Below are 18,243 nucleotides of genomic sequence, written 5' to 3'. Positions count from 1 at the left end.
CCTTTGTTGGAAGTTGATCTATATAGACTTTGAAAAATCAGTTAATCGTCTTTTCGTAAACTCAAACCAAGGTCTTCTAATTTTTGTTTTACTTCTTCTAGCGATTTGCGTCCTAAATTACGCACCTTCATCATGTCCTCTTCTGTTTTGTTCGCAAGTTCTTGAACTGTGTTAATACCTGCACGTTTCAAACAGTTATAAGAACGAACAGAGAGGTCAAGTTCCTCAATCGTCATTTCAAGCACTTTTTCTTTTTGGTCCTCTTCTTTTTCAACCATGATTTCAACATTTTGCGCTTCATCTGTTAAGCTAACGAAAATGTTTAAGTGCTCCATCAAAATTTTAGAGCCAAGTGCGATAGCTTCCTTTGGACCGATGCTTCCATCTGTCCAAACATCAATTGTCAGCTTATCATAATCTGTCACTTGACCAACCCGTGTATTTTCCACTTGATAAGAAACTCTAGAAACGGGTGTGTAAATCGAATCGATTGGGATGACACCTATTGGTTGATCTTCCCGTTTATTTTCTTCAGCCGGGCTGTATCCTCTCCCGCGCTTCGCCGTCATTCTCAGCCGCAAATGAGCATCTTTCGCAAGAGTTGCAATATGAAGATCAGGATTTAATATTTCAACATCGCTATCGTGAGTTATATCTGCTGCCGTAATGGGCCCTTCACCTTGTACGTCAATTTCTAGCGTCTTCTCTTCTTCTGAATAAATTTTCAGAGCAAGCTTTTTTAAATTTAAAATAATCGTTGTAACATCTTCGACGACACCATCAATTGTAGAAAATTCATGGAGGACGCCGTCAATTTGAACAGATGTTACAGCGGCACCAGGGAGTGAGGATAATAGGATACGACGTAAGGAGTTACCCAAAGTTGTACCATATCCACGCTCAAGTGGCTCGACAACGAATTTCCCATATTTCGCGTCATCACTGATTTCAACCGTTTCGATTTTTGGTTTTTCAATTTCAATCATTCTAAATAAAACCCTCCTTCAAAACGTCGAAACCCCGGCTAGACAAAGAAGAGAAAACGCGTCTAACCGAAATTCCCCAATCATAAAGTCCCGAATGTGCACAAACAACATCTTAATAAATGCTAGAATCTATAACTGTATCATAACCCATTATTGACAGGGTTACAAAATATATACAGATAAATTACACACGACGACGTTTTGGCGGACGGCATCCATTATGTGGAACAGGTGTGACGTCTTTAATAGATGTCACTTCAAGACCTGCTGCTTGAAGAGCACGAATCGCAGCTTCGCGGCCTGCGCCAGGTCCTTTTACAGAAACCTCTAATGATTTCATTCCGTGCTCCATAGAAGCTTTAGCAGCTGCTTCAGCTGCCATCTGTGCAGCAAACGGAGTTGACTTACGAGAACCTTTAAATCCTAATGCACCGGCACTTGACCAAGCAATTGCATTGCCGTGCACATCAGTAATAGTGACAATCGTGTTGTTAAAGGTTGATCGAATATGTGCGATGCCTGTCTCAATATTCTTTTTTACGCGGCGTTTGCGAGTATTTGTTTTACGAGCCATTTACAGTTAACCTCCTTTACTTATTTTTTCTTGTTAGCAACCGTACGGCGCGGTCCTTTACGAGTACGTGCGTTGTTTTTCGTATTTTGGCCTCGAACAGGCAAACCACGGCGATGGCGGATACCACGGTAGCAGCCAATTTCAATGAGACGCTTAATGTTTAGAGAAACTTCCCGTCGAAGATCTCCTTCCACTTTATAAGTGTCGACAATGTCACGGATTCTTCCTAATTCTTCTTCTGTTAAATCACGAACACGAGTATCTTCGGAAACTCCAGCTTCAGCTAATATTTTTTGAGCTGTTGAACGACCGATTCCGTAAATATAAGTTAAAGAAATGACAATGCGTTTATCGCGTGGAATATCTACACCAGCAATACGCGCCATAATATGAGCACCTCCTTCAAAAATTAACCTTGTTTTTGTTTATGTTTTGGATTTTCGCAAATAACCATAACTTTTCCTTTTCTGCGAATGACTTTACATTTTTCGCATATAGGTTTCACTGATGGTCTTACTTTCATGTTTATCCAACCTCCTTAATAATCCGGAGTGCAAATTATTTATATCGATACGTAATTCTTCCGCGGGTTAAATCATATGGTGATAATTCAACCGTTACTTTATCACCCGGCAAAATACGAATAAAATGCATTCTAATTTTTCCAGAAACATGAGCCAGCACGGTATGACCATTTTCCAACTCTACTTTAAACATCGCGTTAGGCAACGTCTCAACAACGGTACCCTCTACTTCAATGACATCGTCTTTCGCCATTCAATTGTCTCCCTTCCTCAAATCAGTAACTTGTTCATTGACAAATCGGCTTATTGCATATCGAAGTTTGCCATTTGTCACACGGCCAGTTTCCAATATACTGTTCTGAACTTCCGGAGATACGCAATCAAAAAATTCAAGATGATGGATGTTTTTTTTCTTTGGAGAATGAAACTTTCGCTTTTCTCCATCGGCAATCAATACGAATCGATCATCGAGAATTTTCACGACAATCGCATATTTGCCAGCTTCTCTCCCTTTCGTAATCAAGACAAACTGACCTATTTGCGGACTCGACTCAGGATCACTCACGCACATCACCTTCACTTAGGGTGTTGTTAAGATTTCATAACCTGTATCAGTAATGGCAATTGTATGTTCAAAATGAGCACACATTTTGCCATCTACAGTCACGACAGTCCAATTATCAGCTAACGTTCTGACATAACGGCTTCCCGCATTGACCATAGGCTCAATCGCTAAAACCATACCGGGCTTCAGCCTTGGCCCTTTGTTCGGTGGACCATAATGCGGAATTTGAGGATCCTCATGCAAGTCTTGCCCTACGCCATGACCTACGTATTCACGAACAATGGAAAAACCGTGAGATTCGACGTAAACTTGAATGGCATGAGAAATGTTCGAAAGTCTTCCCCCTGGTTTTGCTTCTTCTAATCCTTTATATAAAGATTCTTTTGTAACATCAAGCAATTTCTGTGTTTCTTCGGAAATTGTACCGACAGGATAAGTCCATGCAGAGTCCCCGTGATAGCCGTTGTATTTCGCACCAATGTCAATACTAATAATATCTCCATCACGCAATACACGGTCTCCAGGTATTCCGTGAACAAGCTCTTCATTCACGGAAGTGCAAATACTGCCGCGAAAACCATTATACCCTTTAAATGAGGGGATTGCATCATGTTCACGTATAAACTTTTCAGCAATACTGTCCAGTTCTTTTGTTGTAATACCAGGCTGAATATATTTCTGGAGCTCTTGGTGAGTTAAAGCAACAATCCGTCCAGCCTCGCGCATAATTTCAATTTCGCGCTTTGTTTTGCAAATAATCATTCACCCAAGCCTCCAAGCAAGTTGCAAATATCTTCAAATACTTTGTTAATCTCTTGCTGACCGTCAATATTTTTCAAATAGCCTTTAGATTTATAGAAATCAAGCAGCGGTTTCGTCTGCTTCAAATTCACTTCCAAACGGTTTCCAACGGTTTCAGCGTTATCATCAGCTCGTTGATATAAATTTCCTCCGCACTTATCACAAATTCCTTCTTCTTTTGGCGGATTGAATACAAGATGGTACGTTGCACCGCAATTTTTGCAAATTCTTCGTCCTGTTAGCCGTTCCATTAAAATTTCTTGGTCAACATGAATGTTGATAACATAATCAATTTCTTTATTAAGCTCTTTTAAAATTTGCTCCAAAGCCTCCGCTTGAGCAACGGTGCGCGGAAAACCATCCAATAAAAAGCCTTTATCAGTATCATTCTTGCCTAATCTTTCCCGAACAATACCAATCGTAACTTCATCCGGCACTAATTCGCCTTTATCCATATAAGACTTCGCTTGTAACCCTAACTCGGTTCCATCTTTTATAGCTGCTCTGAACATATCTCCTGTTGAGATATGCGGGATGTTGTATTTTTCAACAATTTTTTCAGCCTGTGTTCCTTTTCCTGCCCCAGGCAGCCCCATTAATACTAAATTCATGGACTCTCCCCCTCAAACGCTTTTCGAGGGAATGGGACATTCATCGCCCCACAACCTCTTATTTCATAAAACCTTTGTAATGACGTTTGACAAGCTGGCTCTCAAGCTGCTTCATAGTTTCCAAAGCGACACCGACAACGATCAAGAGACTTGTTCCACCTATTTGTGCTGAAGAAGGCAAGTCAGCAAATTTTATAAAAAAGACAGGAAGTATTGAGACAACTGCTAGAAAAATAGAACCGACAAATGTTAAACGGTATAAAATTTTCGTTACGTACTCTTGTGTACTTTTTCCTGGTCTTATACCCGGTATATAGCCGCCTTGCTTCTGCAAATTTTCAGCCATTTGCTCCGGGTTCACTTGAACAAATGTATAGAAATAAGCGAAAGCGATAATTAATGCAACGTAGATGATCATCCCGATAGGTTGTGTGTAATCAAATGTTTTTTGAATCCATCTTGTTACATCATTTGGTCCAAAGAACGATGCAATCGTAGTGGGGGTAACAATAAACGATACTGCAAAAATGACTGGAATGACTCCAGCAGAGTTAACCTTCAATGGGAGATGCGTTGAATGTCCCCCAACCGGACTTCTACCTGCAAGCCGCTTTGCATACTGAATCGGAATTTTTCGGAATGCTTGTTGAACGAAAATAACAGCTACAACTACTAATAAAACGGCAAGAACAAGCAAAACGACAGTTACAATTCTTAAAAATAGCTGATCGCCAACATCCGCAAATTGTTGAGCATAAATTTGGTTTACTGCCGTTGGAATGCCGGCAGCAATCCCAGCAAAGATAATAATAGAAATACCGTTCCCAACGCCTTTTGCGGTAATTTGCTCACCAAGCCACATTAAAAAGGCTGTTCCCGCAGTTAAAACAAGTGCGATCAACAAATAGTTTCCAATGCCAGGGTTTATGATTAACAGACCGCCGGCCATATTATTAAAGCCATATGACATTGCCAGCGCTTGAATAAATCCTAAAATAATTGTTAAATAACGCGTGAATTGGGCAAGCTTTCTGCGGCCTACTTCACCCTGCTTCGACCACTCTGTAAATTTCGGTACAACGTCCATTTGCAGAAGCTGAACAATGATTGAAGCAGTAATGTAAGGCATAATCCCCATTGCTAAAATGGAGAAGTTTTGCAATGCCCCGCCTCCAAAAATGTTCAAAACGCCAAATACGTTCAATTGGTCTTGTGCTTTTAGTACGTCTGCGTTCACACCCGGGACAGGGATAAAAGTGCCGATCCGGAAAATTACCAGCATAAGAAGGGTGAACAAGATTCGATTGCGAATGTCACCCACGCGCATAAAATTGGAGATTGCCTTGAACATTAAATCACCTCAGCAGAACCGCCGGCGGCTTCAATTGCCTCTTTTGCTGAAGCAGAAAATTTGTGTGCTTTAACCGTTAATTTTTTCTCTAATTTACCGTCTCCAAGCACTTTAATACCTGCTTTCAGTTTGCTTACAACACCTGTTTCCAAAAGAAGCTCTGGAGTAATTTCCGTACCGTCTTCAAAACGATTCAATTTGTCCAAGTTCACAACTTGATATTCTTTGCGGTTAATGTTTGTAAACCCACGTTTTGGCAAACGACGGAATAGAGGAGTTTGACCGCCTTCAAATCCAGGCCGAACTCCACCGCCAGATCGGGCATTTTGTCCTTTTTGACCACGTCCAGCAGTTTTTCCATTACCTGAACCAATACCGCGACCAACACGATTCCGCTCTTTACGAGAACCTTCTGCCGGTTTTAATTCATGAAGCTTCATAACCTTGGCACCTCCTTATTTGATTATTGTTCTTCCACTTTCACGAGATGTGACACTTTATTGATCATTCCGCGAATTGCCGGATTGTCATTATGAACAACTGTTTGATGCAATTTCCGCAAGCCTAATGTTTTAACGGTTATTCTTTGGTCTTCAGGACGACCAATTACACTCTTTTTGAGGGTAATCGCCAATTTTTTTGCCATTGTCTTTCCCTCCTTATCCTAACAGTTCTTCAACCGTTTTTCCACGAAGTTTAGCAACATCTTCTACACGCTTCAGCTGCTTTAACCCGTCAACTGTTGCCCGAACCATATTAATCGGTGTATTGGAGCCTAAAGATTTAGATAAGATATCGTGAACACCTGCTAATTCAAGTACTGCACGGACAGGTCCTCCAGCGATAACCCCCGTACCTTCAACAGCAGGTTTCAAGAGAATCTTTCCTGCACCGAATTTACCGATTACTTCGTGTGGAATGGACGTACCTACAATTGGTACTTCAATTAAGTTTTTCTTTGCATCTTCAATTGCTTTGCGGATAGCATCAGGAACTTCTTGCGCTTTACCAGTTCCGAAACCTACATGACCGTTTTTGTCTCCGACAACAACAAGAGCAGCAAAACGGAAACGACGGCCACCTTTTACTACTTTTGCAACACGGTTTACGGTAACAACACGTTCTTCAAGTTCAAGTTTGCTTGGATCAATACGACGCATCACTTTTCCCTCCTTTGTCGATTAAAATTCAAGGCCAACTTCGCGAGCTGCATCAGCTAAAGCCTTCACACGTCCATGATATAAATATCCACCACGGTCAAACACAACAGATTTAATACCTTTTTCAAGCGCACGTTTTGCAACAAGTTCGCCGACCTTTTGAGCAGCTTCTACATTCCCAGTTGATTCCAAGTTAAGCTCTTTATCCAAAGTAGAAGCACTCACAAGCGTTTGGTGATTTGTATCATCAATCACTTGAGCATAAATGTGCTTGTTGGAGCGGTATACATTTAAACGCGGGCGAGCGGCTGTACCGGAAACCTTTGAACGCACGCGTGCATGTCTAGTTTTGCGAACCGCATTTTTACTAGGTTTTGTAATCATCTACGTCACTCCTTTCTTTCTTTATGCGGCATTACTTAGCAGTCTTACCTTCTTTGCGGCGCACATATTCTCCTTCATAGCGGATGCCTTTTCCTTTATATGGTTCAGGCGGACGAACCGCACGAATATTTGCAGCGACTGCGCCAACACGCTCTTTATCTGTACCTTTAACGACGATTTTTGTTTGAGAAGGAACGTCGATTTCAATGCCTTGTTCAGGTTCATATTCGACTGGATGAGAGTATCCGACATTCAATACTAGTTTCTTTCCTGATTTTGATGCACGGTATCCGACCCCGATCAGTTCTAAACTTTTTTCAAAGCCTTTGGAAACACCTTCAACCATATTGGCAAGAAGGCTGCGAGTCGTCCCGTGAAGAGCACGGTGCTCTTTATTGTCAGATGGACGAGTAACAGTTAATACTTGTTCTTCAACTTTTATATCCATATCTGGATGAAATGTACGGGTTAATTCTCCTTTTGGTCCTTTTACTGTTACTGTATTTCCATTAATCGTAACAGTGACACCTGAAGGAATTTCAAGCGGTTTTTTCCCTACACGTGACATGAATGACACCTCCATTTCGTGTTAAAAAATTACCAAACGTATGCGAGCACTTCTCCGCCTGTTTGCTTCGCGCGCGCTTCTTTATCAGTTAAAACGCCTTGAGAAGTCGAAACGATTGCTATTCCTAATCCATTCAACACACGTGGCACTTCATTAGCTTTTGCATAAACGCGCAAGCCTGGTTTGCTGATTCGTTTAAGGCCAGTTATAACACGTTCGTTGTTAGGCCCGTACTTTAAGAAAATGCGCAAAATACCTTGTTTATTATCTTCAATATATTCATAATCGCGAATAAACCCTTCACGCTTTAAAATTTCAGCAATTTCCCGTTTAATTTTGGAAGCAGGAACTTCCAGTTTTTCATGACGAACCATGTTCGCATTGCGAATGCGAGTAAGCATATCTGCAATAGGATCTGTCATCACCATTATAAATAACCTCCTTCCCATTTATCGATACTACCAACTAGCTTTTTTCACGCCAGGGATCTGACCTTTGTAAGCAAGTTCACGGAAACAAATACGGCAAAGCTTAAATTTGCGGATGACTGCATGCGGACGGCCGCAGCGTTCACAGCGTGTGTATTCACGCACTTTAAATTTTTGCTTGCGTTTTTGTTTCGCAATCATTGACTTTTTAGCCACATTTTCGCCTCCAATCTAAATTAGCGATTATTTTGGAACGGCATGCCGAACAGAGTTAATAGCTCGCGAGCCTCTTCATCGGTTTTTGCTGTTGTAACGATTACGATATCCATACCTCTTACTTTATTTACTTTATCGTAATCAATTTCTGGGAAAATAAGTTGTTCTCTAATACCAAGCGTATAATTGCCGCGGCCATCAAATGATTTTTTAGATACACCACGGAAGTCGCGCACACGTGGTAAAGAAACGGAAATCAATTTGTCAAAGAAATCGTACATACGCTCTCCACGAAGCGTAACTTTGCAGCCGATCGGCATTCCTTCACGAAGCCGGAAGCCGGCAATGGATTTTTTCGCACGAGTCACTACAGGTTTTTGACCAGAAATGAGAGTTAATTCTTCAACAGCACTGTCCAGCGCTTTCGCATTTTGGACTGCATCACCGACGCCCATATTGATGACAATTTTTTCGATTTTAGGAACTTGCATAACAGATTTATAGTTAAACTTGTTCATTAGTGCAGGTATGATTTCTTTTACGTATTTTTCTTTAAGGCGGTTCATAAATAGACCTCCCTTCCAAATTATTTATCTAAAATTTCACCTGATTTTTTTGCTACACGCACCTTTTTGCCGTCCACAATTTTATAACCGACACGAGTCGGTTCACCTGTTTTTGGATCTAATGGCATTACATTTGATACATGAATAGGCGCTTCTTTACTGATAATTCCGCCTTGTGTATTATCTTGAGAAGGCTTCGCATGTTTTTTCACGATGTTCACGCCTTCCACAAGCACGCGGTTCTTTTTCGGATATGCTGCAAGGATCACGCCTTGTTTTCCTTTATCTTTTCCGGCGATCACCATTACTTTGTCACCCTTCTTAACATGCATCGATTACACACCTCCTTGGTAAGCCAAACTCATAATTAAAGTACTTCTGGAGCAAGAGAAACGATTTTCATAAAGTTTTTATCGCGAAGTTCACGCGCAACCGGTCCAAAAATACGAGTACCTCTCGGGCTTTTGTCTTCGCGGATGATGACGCATGCGTTTTCGTCAAAACGAATGTACGAACCGTCAGGACGGCGCACACCACGTTTTGTACGCACAACAACAGCTTTTACTACATCACCTTTTTTAACAACGCCTCCTGGTGTTGCTTGTTTAACCGTACCGACAATAATATCACCGATATTTGCTGTTTTACGACCAGATCCGCCAAGAACTTTAATTGTTAACAATTCACGTGCACCAGAGTTATCAGCAACTTTTAAACGAGATTCTTGTTGAATCATGTTCGTGACCTCCCTTCGGAATTTTTTTCATCCGAACCAAATTAAATAATAACTGCTTCTTCTACAATTTCAACTAAACGGAAACGTTTTGTTGCAGATAGCGGGCGAGTTTCCATAATGCGAACGATATCGCCGACTTTCGCTTTGTTTTGCTCATCATGAGCTTTGAACTTTTTAGAATATTTCACGCGTTTTCCGTAAAGCGGGTGTTTTTTATAAGTTTCAACAAGAACAGTGATGGTCTTATCCATTTTATCCGACACGACGCGTCCAGTATAAACTTTGCGCTTGTTGCGTTCACTCATTTGGCAAACCTCCTCTCACGATTATTTGTTTGCAGCAATTTCTCTTTCGCGAATAATAGTTTTCATTCTAGCAATCGTTTTGCGTACTTCACGGATGCGGGCAGTATTTTCAAGCTGACCAGTCGCAAGCTGGAAGCGCAAGTTAAACAATTCTTCTTTTAAAGATTTCACTTTTTGTTCAATTTCGGCAGTGGTTAGATCACGAATTTCTTTAGCTTTCATTTGATTCACCACCAATTTCTTCACGTTTTACAAATTTTGTTTTGATTGGTAATTTATGAGATGCAAGACGCAGTGCTTCACGTGCAACTTCTTCAGAAACACCCGCAACCTCGAACAATACTTTGCCCGGCTTCACTACGGCAACCCAGCCTTCAGGTGCCCCTTTACCGGAACCCATCCGTACTTCTAAAGGTTTAGCCGTGTATGGTTTAGACGGGAAAATTTTAATCCAAACTTTTCCGCCACGTCTCATATAACGCGTCATCGCGATACGTGCTGCTTCAATTTGTCTGTTGGTGATCCAAGCAGGCTCAAGAGCTTGAATGCCATATTCACCGAAATGAACTTCAGTGCCGCCTTTTGCACGTCCGCGCATTTTCCCGCGATGTTCTCTACGATATTTTACGCGTTTCGGCATTAACATAATTATTTGCCTCCTTCCTCATTGTTCTTTTTAGCTGGAAGAACTTCTCCACGATAAATCCAAACTTTTACGCCCAATTTTCCGTACGTTGTATCCGCTTCTGCAGTTCCGTAATCGATGTCTGCACGAAGAGTATGAAGCGGTACCGTTCCTTCACTGTAATGTTCAGAACGTGCGATATCTGCACCACCAAGACGGCCGGATACCATTGTTTTAATACCTAATGCACCTGCGCGCATTGCACGTTGGATCGCTTGTTTTTGAACACGACGGAACGAAGCGCGGTTTTCTAGCTGACGTGCAATATTTTCCGCAACAAGTTTTGCATCTAAATCAGCTTTTTTAATTTCTAAAATATTAATGTGCACACGTTTGCCAGTTAGTTGGTTCAAAGCCTTTCTTAAAGCTTCGACCTCTGTACCACCTTTACCGATAACCATTCCTGGCTTAGCTGTGTGGATAGTGATATTTAAACGGTTTGCCGCACGTTCAATTTCAATGCGGGAAACGGATGCATCGCTTAAACGTTTATTAATGTATTCACGAATTTTGAGGTCTTCATGTAACAGGTCTGCATAATCTTTTTCTGCATACCATTTCGATTCCCAATCACGAATGATGCCAATTCGAAGACCGACTGGATTTACCTTTTGACCCACTAATTATCCCTCCTTTTTTTCCGAAACAATGATCGTAATATGGCTTGTGCGTTTGTTGATTTGGCTCGCTCTACCTTGTGCACGTGGTCTAAAGCGTTTCAAAGTTGGTCCTTCATCAACATAAGCCTTTTCAATATATAAATTGTTTCCGTCCATGTCATAGTTATGCTCTGCATTTGCAACAGCCGATTTTAACACTTTTTCAATAATTGGTGAAGCAGCTTTAGGTGTATGGCGAAGAATGGCAATTGCCTCACCAACTTGCTTTCCTCGGATCAAGTCAATAACTAAACGAGCTTTACGAGGAGCAATTCGTACTGTTCTCGCAACAGCTTTAGCCTGCATCCTAAAATCCTCCTCTCATATTAGCGTTTTGTCTTCTTGTCATCGCCGGCATGGCCTCTGTAAGTACGAGTTGGAGCAAACTCTCCAAGCTTATGTCCTACCATGTCTTCAGTAATGTATACCGGAACATGTTTTCTTCCATCATAGACCGCAATGGTATGACCGATGAAAGATGGGAAAATAGTTGAACGGCGAGACCAAGTTTTGATGACTTGTTTGCTTCCAGTTTCATTTAATTTTTCGATTTTTTTCATTAAATGATCATCGCAGAATGGTCCTTTTTTTAAGCTACGACCCATAATGTTACCTCCCTTCGTGATTGCGCTACGGTTCTGATGAACCGTAGAACAACCCCGTTATTTTTTACGACGGCGAACGATAAATTTATCGGATTTGTTTTTCTTTTTGCGAGTTTTAAACCCAAGAGTCGGTTTACCCCAAGGCGTCATAGGAGATTTACGACCAATAGGTGCTTTTCCTTCTCCCCCACCGTGCGGGTGATCGCTAGGGTTCATAACAGATCCGCGAACTGTTGGACGTTTGCCTAACCAGCGGGAACGTCCTGCTTTACCAATATTAATTAATTCATGCTGCTCATTCCCTACTTGGCCGACAGTGGCACGGCAAGTTGCCAAAATCATGCGGACCTCACCAGAAGCTAAACGAACTAATACATATTTTCCTTCTTTACCAAGCACTTGAGCTGAAGTACCTGCAGAACGAACCAATTGTCCGCCTTTTCCTGGTTTTAATTCGATGTTATGAATGACAGTACCTACTGGGATATTTTGAAGAGGAAGTGCGTTTCCAACTTTAATATCAGCTGTAGGTCCTGACATTACTTCCATTCCTACTTTTAAGTTTTTAGGAGCCAGAATATAGCGTTTTTCTCCGTCAACATAGTTAATTAATGCAATGTTTGCGGAGCGGTTTGGATCGTACTCAATAGTAGCAACGCGTCCTGGTATTCCATCTTTATCGCGCTTAAAATCAATAATACGATATTGACGTTTATGGCCTCCGCCTTGATGACGAACAGTTAGCTTACCTTGGTTGTTGCGTCCTGCTTTTTTATGAAGCGGAGCAAGCAACGACTTTTCCGGCTTGTCAGTAGTGATTTCAGCAAAATCAGATACTGTCATGCCGCGGCGACCGTTAGAGGTTGGTTTATATTTTTTAATCGTCATCTCAGTTTCCCTCCTTCACTTTCAAAATTATGCTTCGAACAATTCGATTTCTTTGCTGTCTGCCGTTAATTTCACGATTGCTTTTTTACGGCGATTTGTCAAACCGCTGAACCGGCCAACACGTTTAAGTTTTCCTTTGTAATTCATAATGTTGACTTTTTCAACTTTGACATCGAAAATTTTTTCAATAGCGTCCTTCACTTCTGTTTTGTTTGCTTTCACATCTACTTCAAATGTATATTTTTTGTCAGCTACTAGATCCATTGAACGTTCAGTGATGATGGGGCGCTTAATAATATCTCGAGGATCCTTCATTATCCAAGCACCTCCTCTACTTTTTCCACCGCTGCTTTTGTAATAACAAGTTTATCATGGTTCAACACATCCAACACGTTGATTCCATTAGCCGTAACAACTGTTACACCTGGAATATTGCGTGCAGACAGGATTACATTTTCGTTTTCGTCTCCTGTTACAATCAGCGCTTTTCTGTCAACGGAAAGCCCTTTGAGAATTCCAGCCATTTCTTTCGTTTTTGGAGCTTCCAACACTAAATCTTCTAATACAACAATATTGTTCTCTTGAACTTTAGAAGATAAAGCTGATTTGATTGCTAAGCGGCGGACTTTTTTCGGTAATTTGTATGCATATGTGCGAGGTGTTGGTCCAAATACTGTCCCACCTCCGCGCCATTGAGGTGAACGGATGGATCCCTGACGTGCGCGTCCTGTACCTTTTTGACGCCATGGCTTACGGCCACCGCCACTAACTTCAGAACGGTTTTTTACTTTATGAGTGCCTTGTCTTTGAGAAGCTCTTTGCATAATGACAGCTTCAAATAATACGTGTTTATTCGGCTCAATACCAAAAACAGAATCATTTAATTCGATTTCGCCAACTGCTGATCCGTTTTGGTTATATAACGTAACTTTCGGCATTTTTCCGTTTCCTCCTTTCCTGTTGAAATTACTTCGCTTTTACTGCAGATTTAATAATAACTAATGATTTTTTCGGTCCCGGAACATTCCCTTTGATTAAAAGAAGATTGCGTTCAGCATCTACTTTTACAACTTCAAGATTTTGAACGGTTACGCGTTCACCGCCCATTCTTCCAGGAAGTTCTTTTGATTTAAAAACACGGTTTGGTGCAATGGCTCCCATTGAACCAGGACGACGGTGGTACCGTGAACCGTGAGACATTGGGCCACGTGATTGTCCGTGACGTTTAATCGCACCTTGAAATCCTTTCCCTTTAGAAATACCTGTCACATCAACAAGTTCCCCAGCAGAAAAAATGTCTACTTTAACCTCTTGACCAATTTCATACTCGTCTACATTAGCACCTCTAACTTCACGAATGAAGCGCTTAGGAGCAGTATTTGCTTTTGCAGCGTGACCTTTTTCCGGCTTGTTTGCAAGCTTTTCACGCTTGTCTTCAAAACCTAGTTGAATCGCATCGTAGCCGTCTGTTTCAACAGTCTTCTTTTGAAGAACGACGTTTGGGGATGCTTCAACTACAGTAACAGGAATTAATTCACCGTTTTCTGCAAATACTTGCGTCATTCCAATTTTTCTTCCTAAGATTCCTTTGGTCATGAGTCACACCTCCTAAATTTCAAATGTTTTAATCTATCGTTACAGTTTAATTTCAATGTCTACACCAGAAGGCAAATCTAAACGCATTAACGCATCAACCGTTTGCGGTGTAGGGTTGACAATATCGATTAAACGTTTATGTGTACGCATTTCAAATTGTTCACGAGAATCTTTATATTTGTGCACTGCTCGAAGAATTGTATAAACTGTTTTTTCAGTCGGTAGCGGAATTGGACCAGAAACATTTGCTCCCGAACGTTTTGCAGTTTCCACAATTTTTTCGGCAGATTGATCAAGGATTCTGTGATCATACGCTTTTAATCGAATTCGAATTTTTTGTTTTGCCATTATTTTCCCTCCTTTTCGCCTACTTTCCATAGACAATTCTCCACGAGAATTTCCTGTACGCCCGCCATGGCAAAGCGGCCGGGTGTATCAGCAACCTCCCGCTTCATCGCAGTCAAAGACCAACGGTATACATTATATAAAAAACAGGTGTCTAATGCAAGAAAAATTCAGGATTTCCTATAAAATTTAGTGTTGTTTCTTTAAAAGTTAATGCTTTGCAGACTTCATATTTATAATAAAAAAAGCGAGCCTATTCGACTCGCTTTTTTCAATTAGTCAAGGATAGCTGAAACAGATCCTGCACCTACAGTACGACCGCCTTCGCGGATAGAGAATTTCGTACCGTCTTCAATCGCAACTGGAGAAATGAGTTCAACAGTCATTTCAACGTTATCTCCAGGCATTACCATTTCTACGCCTTCTGGAAGAGTGATAATTCCAGTTACGTCTGTAGTACGGAAATAGAATTGTGGACGGTAGTTAGAGAAGAATGGAGTATGACGTCCACCTTCTTCTTTAGAAAGAACGTAAACTTGTGCTTTGAATTTTTTGTGCGGTGTGATAGAACCAGGTTTTGCTAAAACTTGACCGCGTTCTACTTCGTCACGTGCGATACCGCGAAGTAAAGCACCGATGTTGTCTCCAGCTTCAGCTTGATCAAGAAGCTTACGGAACATTTCAACACCAGTAACAGTTGTTTTCTTAGATTCTTCAGCTAAACCAACGATTTCTACTTCGTCACCAACTTTTACAACGCCGCGTTCTACACGACCAGTTGCAACTGTACCGCGACCAGTGATAGAGAATACGTCTTCAACAGGCATCATGAAAGGTTTTTCTGTATCGCGTTCTGGAGTTGGGATGTATTCGTCAACTGCGTTCATTAATTCAATGATTTTTTCTTCCCATTCAGCATCTCCTTCAAGTGCTTTAAGCGCAGAACCTTTGATAACAGGTACATCGTCGCCAGGGAAGTCATATTCAGAAAGAAGGTCACGAACTTCCATTTCAACTAGTTCTAATAATTCTTCGTCGTCTACCATGTCGCATTTGTTTAAGAATACAACGATGTAAGGCACACCTACTTGGCGAGATAAAAGAATGTGCTCACGAGTTTGCGGCATAGGACCGTCAGCAGCAGAAACAACTAGGATAGCGCCGTCCATTTGAGCAGCACCAGTGATCATGTTTTTAACATAGTCTGCGTGTCCAGGGCAGTCAACGTGTGCATAGTGGCGGTTGTCAGTTTCGTATTCTACGTGTGCAGTTGAAATCGTGATTCCGCGTTCACGCTCTTCTGGAGCACCGTCAATTTGATCATATGCACGAGCTTCAGCTTTACCTTGTTTTGCAAGAACAGTAGTAATAGCTGCAGTCAAAGTAGTTTTACCATGGTCAACGTGGCCGATTGTACCAATGTTAACATGTGGTTTAGAGCGTTCATATTTCGCTTTAGCCATAAGTAATTTTTCCTCCTTAAAAAAATATGTTTCATTTTAAATAAATATATAGAATACTTGGAGGCGGCGCAAGTGCATCCGCATCCAAGGGCTACATAAGTATTTATACTTGAACAATGGTTGAAAATCAATTATTCGCCTTTATTTTTTTTGATAATTTCTTCTGCAATGTTTTTAGGCACCTCTTCGTAATGATCGAAGTGCATCGTAAATGTACCGCGTCCTTGTGTATTGGAACGAAGTGCGGTTGCATAACCAAACATTTCAGCAAGTGGAACCATTGCTTTTACAACTTGTGCATTTCCACGTGCTTCCATTCCTTCCACACGTCCACGGCGTGAAGTGATATCACCCATGATGTCTCCCATGTACTCTTCAGGTACAATTACTTCAACTTTCATAATTGGCTCAAGGAGTACCGGGTTACATTTTTGAGCAGCATTTTTAAGGGCAAGTGAAGCGGCAATTTTAAACGCCATCTCACTTGAGTCAACATCGTGGTAAGACCCATCAAAAAGTTTAGCTTTAATGTCAATTAACGGATAGCCTGCAAGCACACCGTTTTGCATAGCATCTTCCAAACCAGCCTGAACCGCTGGGATGTACTCGCGTGGAACGACACCACCGACAATTGCGTTTTCGAATTCAAATCCTTTTCCTTCTTCATTTGGACTGAATTCGATCCAAACGTGACCGTATTGTCCGCGTCCGCCTGATTGACGTACGAATTTACCTTCAACTTGTGCGGATGAGCGGAATGTTTCGCGATACGCAACTTGTGGCGCACCTACATTACATTCAACTTTAAATTCACGTTTCATACGGTCAACGATAATGTCAAGGTGAAGTTCGCCCATACCGGCAATAATTGTTTGGCCAGTTTCCGGATCCGTATGCGATTTGAATGTTGGGTCTTCTTCAGATAGTTTTTGCAATGCTGTTGACATTTTGTCTTGGTCTGCTTTTGATTTAGGTTCAATCGCAACTCTGATAACAGGCTCTGGAAACTCCATCGATTCTAAAATAACCGGATGATTTTCATCACATAGAGTATCTCCAGTTGTTGTATCTTTTAAACCAACTGCAGCAGCAATATCACCTGCATATACCATTGGAATTTCTTCGCGGTGATTCGCGTGCATTTGTAGAATACGTCCAATCCGTTCACGTTTACCTTTTGTGGAATTGGATACGTATGAACCGGAACTTAATGTTCCTGAATATACGCGGAAGAAAGTTAATTTTCCTACATATGGGTCTGTCATTACTTTAAACGCCAATGCAGCAAATGGTTCATCGTCGCTTGATTTGCGAACTGTTTCTTCCTCTGTATCAGGGATGACGCCTTTTATCGGTGGCACATCGATTGGCGATGGCAAGTAATCAATTACCGCATCCAGCATTAGCTGCACGCCTTTATTTTTAAAAGCTGAGCCGCATAAAACAGGATAAAACTCAACGTTACAAGTACCTTTACGGATAGCTGCTTTAAGCTCGTCAACGGAAATTTCCTCTCCTTCAAGGTACTTCATCATCAATTCTTCATCAAGCTCTGCAACTGCTTCAATCAATCGAGTGTGCAGCTCTTCTGCTTGTTCTTTATACTCGTCTGGAATTTCACGAGCTTCCGAACGCGTACCTAGATCATCCAGATAGTAATATGCTTTCATTTCCACAAGGTCAATGATACCTTCAAATTGATCTTCTGCTCCAATCGGGAGCTGAATAGGGTGTGCGTTAGCCTCTAAGCGATCGTGAAGTGTTTTGACAGAGTATAAAAAGTCTGCGCCGATTTTATCCATTTTGTTAACAAATACAATGCGCGGCACTCCGTATGTTGTTGCTTGGCGCCAAACTGTTTCCGTTTGCGGCTCAACACCAGACTGAGCATCAAGAACTGCAACTGCTCCGTCTAGGACTCTCAAAGAACGTTCAACTTCAACCGTGAAGTCTACGTGCCCTGGCGTATCAATAATATTGATCCGATGTCCCTTCCATTGAGCTGTTGTAGCGGCAGATGTAATGGTAATACCGCGTTCTTGTTCTTGCTCCATCCAGTCCATTTGGGAAGCTCCTTCGTGAGTCTCCCCGATTTTGTGAATGCGGCCTGTATAGAACAAAATTCTCTCAGTTGTTGTCGTCTTACCAGCATCAATGTGCGCCATAATACCGATATTGCGAGTTTTTTCTAAGGAGAACTCTCTTGGCATCGGGTAATTTCTCCTTC

The 18,243-nt window shown here is 41.5% G+C and carries 31 protein-coding genes and 1 pseudogene; all 32 read right to left on the bottom strand.

All coding sequences use genetic code 11. The features are described 5' to 3' along the window. Positions 1-41 precede the first annotated feature (41 nt). The gene (locus NSS70_RS00935; RefSeq protein ID WP_063387184.1) at positions 42-986 is read right to left on the bottom strand and encodes a DNA-directed RNA polymerase subunit alpha; all 945 of its coding nucleotides are present in this window, start codon (positions 984-986) and stop codon (positions 42-44) included. A gap of 184 nt (positions 987-1,170) precedes the next feature. Then, the gene (rpsK, locus tag NSS70_RS00930) at positions 1,171-1,560 is read right to left on the bottom strand and encodes a 30S ribosomal protein S11 (protein ID WP_063387183.1); all 390 of its coding nucleotides are present in this window, start codon (positions 1,558-1,560) and stop codon (positions 1,171-1,173) included. A 20-nt stretch (positions 1,561-1,580) separates the two neighbouring features. Further along, a complete protein-coding gene (rpsM, locus tag NSS70_RS00925; protein WP_063387182.1) occupies positions 1,581-1,946 on the bottom strand; it encodes a 30S ribosomal protein S13 in 366 nt (121 codons plus the stop codon). A gap of 23 nt (positions 1,947-1,969) precedes the next feature. Next, on the bottom strand, positions 1,970-2,083 hold the full coding sequence (gene rpmJ / locus NSS70_RS00920) for a 50S ribosomal protein L36 (protein WP_003156543.1): 114 nt from the start codon (positions 2,081-2,083) through the stop codon (positions 1,970-1,972). Between the two features lie 35 nt (positions 2,084-2,118). After that, on the bottom strand, positions 2,119-2,337 hold the full coding sequence (infA, locus tag NSS70_RS00915; RefSeq protein WP_003178377.1) for a translation initiation factor IF-1: 219 nt from the start codon (positions 2,335-2,337) through the stop codon (positions 2,119-2,121). Next, positions 2,315-2,655: pseudogene (locus NSS70_RS00910) on the bottom strand (KOW motif-containing protein). Before NSS70_RS00910 ends, infA begins: the two are co-directional and overlap by 23 nt. A 9-nt stretch (positions 2,656-2,664) precedes the next feature. Further along, complete coding sequence (map, locus tag NSS70_RS00905; protein ID WP_117017136.1) at positions 2,665-3,411, bottom strand: type I methionyl aminopeptidase; 747 nt, start codon at positions 3,409-3,411, stop codon at positions 2,665-2,667. Beyond that, positions 3,408-4,061: an adenylate kinase gene (locus NSS70_RS00900; RefSeq protein WP_063387179.1), complete on the bottom strand. Its 654-nt coding sequence runs from the start codon at positions 4,059-4,061 to the stop codon at positions 3,408-3,410. The genes map and NSS70_RS00900 overlap by 4 nt, the downstream gene beginning before the upstream one ends. A gap of 58 nt (positions 4,062-4,119) precedes the next feature. Next, positions 4,120-5,412: a preprotein translocase subunit SecY gene (gene secY, locus NSS70_RS00895; protein WP_063387178.1), complete on the bottom strand. Its 1,293-nt coding sequence runs from the start codon at positions 5,410-5,412 to the stop codon at positions 4,120-4,122. Continuing rightward, complete coding sequence (rplO, locus tag NSS70_RS00890) at positions 5,412-5,852, bottom strand: 50S ribosomal protein L15 (RefSeq protein ID WP_063387177.1); 441 nt, start codon at positions 5,850-5,852, stop codon at positions 5,412-5,414. Before rplO ends, secY begins: the two co-directional genes overlap by 1 nt. Positions 5,853-5,875: 23 nt before the next feature. Further along, positions 5,876-6,058, bottom strand: a complete 183-nt coding sequence (gene rpmD, locus NSS70_RS00885; protein WP_063387176.1) for a 50S ribosomal protein L30 — start codon at positions 6,056-6,058, stop codon at positions 5,876-5,878. Positions 6,059-6,071: 13 nt separating this feature from the next. Continuing rightward, complete coding sequence (rpsE, locus tag NSS70_RS00880) at positions 6,072-6,572, bottom strand: 30S ribosomal protein S5 (RefSeq protein WP_063387175.1); 501 nt, start codon at positions 6,570-6,572, stop codon at positions 6,072-6,074. Between the two features lie 21 nt (positions 6,573-6,593). Then, on the bottom strand, positions 6,594-6,956 hold the full coding sequence (gene rplR, locus NSS70_RS00875) for a 50S ribosomal protein L18 (RefSeq protein WP_063387174.1): 363 nt from the start codon (positions 6,954-6,956) through the stop codon (positions 6,594-6,596). Positions 6,957-6,987: 31 nt separating this feature from the next. Continuing rightward, on the bottom strand, positions 6,988-7,524 hold the full coding sequence (gene rplF, locus NSS70_RS00870) for a 50S ribosomal protein L6 (RefSeq protein WP_339210771.1): 537 nt from the start codon (positions 7,522-7,524) through the stop codon (positions 6,988-6,990). Positions 7,525-7,553: 29 nt separating this feature from the next. Beyond that, complete coding sequence (rpsH, locus tag NSS70_RS00865) at positions 7,554-7,952, bottom strand: 30S ribosomal protein S8 (protein ID WP_063387172.1); 399 nt, start codon at positions 7,950-7,952, stop codon at positions 7,554-7,556. A gap of 30 nt (positions 7,953-7,982) precedes the next feature. Continuing rightward, positions 7,983-8,168, bottom strand: coding sequence for a type Z 30S ribosomal protein S14 (locus NSS70_RS00860; RefSeq protein ID WP_063387171.1), 186 nt, complete (start codon positions 8,166-8,168; stop codon positions 7,983-7,985). A 20-nt stretch (positions 8,169-8,188) separates the two neighbouring features. Continuing rightward, the gene (gene rplE / locus NSS70_RS00855) at positions 8,189-8,734 is read right to left on the bottom strand and encodes a 50S ribosomal protein L5 (protein ID WP_063387170.1); all 546 of its coding nucleotides are present in this window, start codon (positions 8,732-8,734) and stop codon (positions 8,189-8,191) included. Between the two features lie 20 nt (positions 8,735-8,754). Beyond that, entirely contained in the window at positions 8,755-9,066 is a 312-nt protein-coding gene (gene rplX, locus NSS70_RS00850) for a 50S ribosomal protein L24 (RefSeq protein WP_339193834.1), read from the bottom strand. Positions 9,067-9,101: 35 nt separating this feature from the next. Next, complete coding sequence (gene rplN / locus NSS70_RS00845) at positions 9,102-9,470, bottom strand: 50S ribosomal protein L14 (RefSeq protein ID WP_063387168.1); 369 nt, start codon at positions 9,468-9,470, stop codon at positions 9,102-9,104. A 41-nt stretch (positions 9,471-9,511) separates the two neighbouring features. Further along, positions 9,512-9,775, bottom strand: coding sequence for a 30S ribosomal protein S17 (gene rpsQ, locus NSS70_RS00840; RefSeq protein ID WP_063387167.1), 264 nt, complete (start codon positions 9,773-9,775; stop codon positions 9,512-9,514). A gap of 21 nt (positions 9,776-9,796) precedes the next feature. Continuing rightward, entirely contained in the window at positions 9,797-9,997 is a 201-nt protein-coding gene (gene rpmC / locus NSS70_RS00835; RefSeq protein WP_063387166.1) for a 50S ribosomal protein L29, read from the bottom strand. Continuing rightward, the gene (rplP, locus tag NSS70_RS00830) at positions 9,987-10,421 is read right to left on the bottom strand and encodes a 50S ribosomal protein L16 (protein ID WP_063387165.1); all 435 of its coding nucleotides are present in this window, start codon (positions 10,419-10,421) and stop codon (positions 9,987-9,989) included. Before rplP ends, rpmC begins: the two co-directional genes overlap by 11 nt. A gap of 2 nt (positions 10,422-10,423) precedes the next feature. Then, positions 10,424-11,080, bottom strand: coding sequence for a 30S ribosomal protein S3 (gene rpsC / locus NSS70_RS00825; protein ID WP_063387164.1), 657 nt, complete (start codon positions 11,078-11,080; stop codon positions 10,424-10,426). Between the two features lie 3 nt (positions 11,081-11,083). Then, positions 11,084-11,425: a 50S ribosomal protein L22 gene (gene rplV / locus NSS70_RS00820; protein ID WP_063387163.1), complete on the bottom strand. Its 342-nt coding sequence runs from the start codon at positions 11,423-11,425 to the stop codon at positions 11,084-11,086. Between the two features lie 20 nt (positions 11,426-11,445). Further along, positions 11,446-11,724: a 30S ribosomal protein S19 gene (gene rpsS / locus NSS70_RS00815; protein ID WP_063387162.1), complete on the bottom strand. Its 279-nt coding sequence runs from the start codon at positions 11,722-11,724 to the stop codon at positions 11,446-11,448. A 57-nt stretch (positions 11,725-11,781) separates the two neighbouring features. Beyond that, on the bottom strand, positions 11,782-12,612 hold the full coding sequence (rplB, locus tag NSS70_RS00810; protein WP_340880777.1) for a 50S ribosomal protein L2: 831 nt from the start codon (positions 12,610-12,612) through the stop codon (positions 11,782-11,784). A gap of 27 nt (positions 12,613-12,639) precedes the next feature. Continuing rightward, entirely contained in the window at positions 12,640-12,927 is a 288-nt protein-coding gene (gene rplW / locus NSS70_RS00805) for a 50S ribosomal protein L23 (RefSeq protein WP_063387160.1), read from the bottom strand. Next, entirely contained in the window at positions 12,927-13,550 is a 624-nt protein-coding gene (gene rplD, locus NSS70_RS00800; RefSeq protein WP_144597965.1) for a 50S ribosomal protein L4, read from the bottom strand. Before rplD ends, rplW begins: the two co-directional genes overlap by 1 nt. Before the next feature lie 28 nt (positions 13,551-13,578). Then, complete coding sequence (rplC, locus tag NSS70_RS00795) at positions 13,579-14,208, bottom strand: 50S ribosomal protein L3 (RefSeq protein WP_063387158.1); 630 nt, start codon at positions 14,206-14,208, stop codon at positions 13,579-13,581. A 39-nt stretch (positions 14,209-14,247) separates the two neighbouring features. Further along, positions 14,248-14,556: a 30S ribosomal protein S10 gene (rpsJ, locus tag NSS70_RS00790; protein ID WP_063387157.1), complete on the bottom strand. Its 309-nt coding sequence runs from the start codon at positions 14,554-14,556 to the stop codon at positions 14,248-14,250. 272 nt (positions 14,557-14,828) lie between these two features. After that, positions 14,829-16,016 (bottom strand): elongation factor Tu, encoded by a 1,188-nt coding sequence (gene tuf, locus NSS70_RS00785; RefSeq protein ID WP_063387156.1) that lies wholly within the window; start codon positions 16,014-16,016, stop codon positions 14,829-14,831. A gap of 131 nt (positions 16,017-16,147) precedes the next feature. After that, positions 16,148-18,226, bottom strand: a complete 2,079-nt coding sequence (gene fusA, locus NSS70_RS00780; protein WP_063387155.1) for an elongation factor G — start codon at positions 18,224-18,226, stop codon at positions 16,148-16,150. Between the last annotated feature and the right edge of the window lie 17 nt (positions 18,227-18,243).

The sequence above is a fragment of the Aeribacillus sp. FSL K6-2848 genome, from assembly GCF_038004325.1.
In the GTDB taxonomy this organism is placed as follows: Bacteria; Bacillota; Bacilli; order Bacillales; family Aeribacillaceae; genus Aeribacillus; species Aeribacillus composti.
The sequence above is the reverse complement of the archived record's forward strand: the minus strand, read 5'-3'. Positions and strand labels throughout refer to the sequence as shown.

Coding starts and splice junctions, on each gene's coding strand:
- rpsE (WP_063387175.1), bottom strand. CDS start 6,572: ATGCGTCGTATTGATCCAAGCAAACTTGAACTTGAAGAACGTGTTGTT.
- rplR (WP_063387174.1), bottom strand. CDS start 6,956: ATGATTACAAAACCTAGTAAAAATGCGGTTCGCAAAACTAGACATGCA.
- NSS70_RS00900 (WP_063387179.1), bottom strand. CDS start 4,061: ATGAATTTAGTATTAATGGGGCTGCCTGGGGCAGGAAAAGGAACACAG.
- secY (WP_063387178.1), bottom strand. CDS start 5,412: ATGTTCAAGGCAATCTCCAATTTTATGCGCGTGGGTGACATTCGCAAT.
- NSS70_RS00935 (WP_063387184.1), bottom strand. CDS start 986: ATGATTGAAATTGAAAAACCAAAAATCGAAACGGTTGAAATCAGTGAT.
- infA (WP_003178377.1), bottom strand. CDS start 2,337: ATGGCGAAAGACGATGTCATTGAAGTAGAGGGTACCGTTGTTGAGACG.
- fusA (WP_063387155.1), bottom strand. CDS start 18,226: ATGCCAAGAGAGTTCTCCTTAGAAAAAACTCGCAATATCGGTATTATG.
- rplW (WP_063387160.1), bottom strand. CDS start 12,927: ATGAAGGATCCTCGAGATATTATTAAGCGCCCCATCATCACTGAACGT.
- rplX (WP_339193834.1), bottom strand. CDS start 9,066: ATGCATGTTAAGAAGGGTGACAAAGTAATGGTGATCGCCGGAAAAGAT.
- rpsJ (WP_063387157.1), bottom strand. CDS start 14,556: ATGGCAAAACAAAAAATTCGAATTCGATTAAAAGCGTATGATCACAGA.
- rpmC (WP_063387166.1), bottom strand. CDS start 9,997: ATGAAAGCTAAAGAAATTCGTGATCTAACCACTGCCGAAATTGAACAA.
- rpsM (WP_063387182.1), bottom strand. CDS start 1,946: ATGGCGCGTATTGCTGGTGTAGATATTCCACGCGATAAACGCATTGTC.
- rpsQ (WP_063387167.1), bottom strand. CDS start 9,775: ATGAGTGAACGCAACAAGCGCAAAGTTTATACTGGACGCGTCGTGTCG.
- rplC (WP_063387158.1), bottom strand. CDS start 14,208: ATGACCAAAGGAATCTTAGGAAGAAAAATTGGAATGACGCAAGTATTT.
- rplB (WP_340880777.1), bottom strand. CDS start 12,612: ATGACGATTAAAAAATATAAACCAACCTCTAACGGTCGCCGCGGCATG.
- tuf (WP_063387156.1), bottom strand. CDS start 16,016: ATGGCTAAAGCGAAATATGAACGCTCTAAACCACATGTTAACATTGGT.
- rplD (WP_144597965.1), bottom strand. CDS start 13,550: ATGCCGAAAGTTACGTTATATAACCAAAACGGATCAGCAGTTGGCGAA.
- rpmD (WP_063387176.1), bottom strand. CDS start 6,058: ATGGCAAAAAAATTGGCGATTACCCTCAAAAAGAGTGTAATTGGTCGT.
- rplP (WP_063387165.1), bottom strand. CDS start 10,421: ATGTTAATGCCGAAACGCGTAAAATATCGTAGAGAACATCGCGGGAAA.
- rplE (WP_063387170.1), bottom strand. CDS start 8,734: ATGAACCGCCTTAAAGAAAAATACGTAAAAGAAATCATACCTGCACTA.
- map (WP_117017136.1), bottom strand. CDS start 3,411: ATGATTATTTGCAAAACAAAGCGCGAAATTGAAATTATGCGCGAGGCT.
- rplN (WP_063387168.1), bottom strand. CDS start 9,470: ATGATTCAACAAGAATCTCGTTTAAAAGTTGCTGATAACTCTGGTGCA.
- rpsH (WP_063387172.1), bottom strand. CDS start 7,952: ATGGTGATGACAGATCCTATTGCAGATATGCTTACTCGCATTCGCAAT.
- rplO (WP_063387177.1), bottom strand. CDS start 5,852: ATGAAGCTTCATGAATTAAAACCGGCAGAAGGTTCTCGTAAAGAGCGG.
- rplV (WP_063387163.1), bottom strand. CDS start 11,425: ATGCAGGCTAAAGCTGTTGCGAGAACAGTACGAATTGCTCCTCGTAAA.
- rpmJ (WP_003156543.1), bottom strand. CDS start 2,083: ATGAAAGTAAGACCATCAGTGAAACCTATATGCGAAAAATGTAAAGTC.
- rpsK (WP_063387183.1), bottom strand. CDS start 1,560: ATGGCTCGTAAAACAAATACTCGCAAACGCCGCGTAAAAAAGAATATT.
- rplF (WP_339210771.1), bottom strand. CDS start 7,524: ATGTCACGTGTAGGGAAAAAACCGCTTGAAATTCCTTCAGGTGTCACT.
- rpsS (WP_063387162.1), bottom strand. CDS start 11,724: ATGGGTCGTAGCTTAAAAAAAGGACCATTCTGCGATGATCATTTAATG.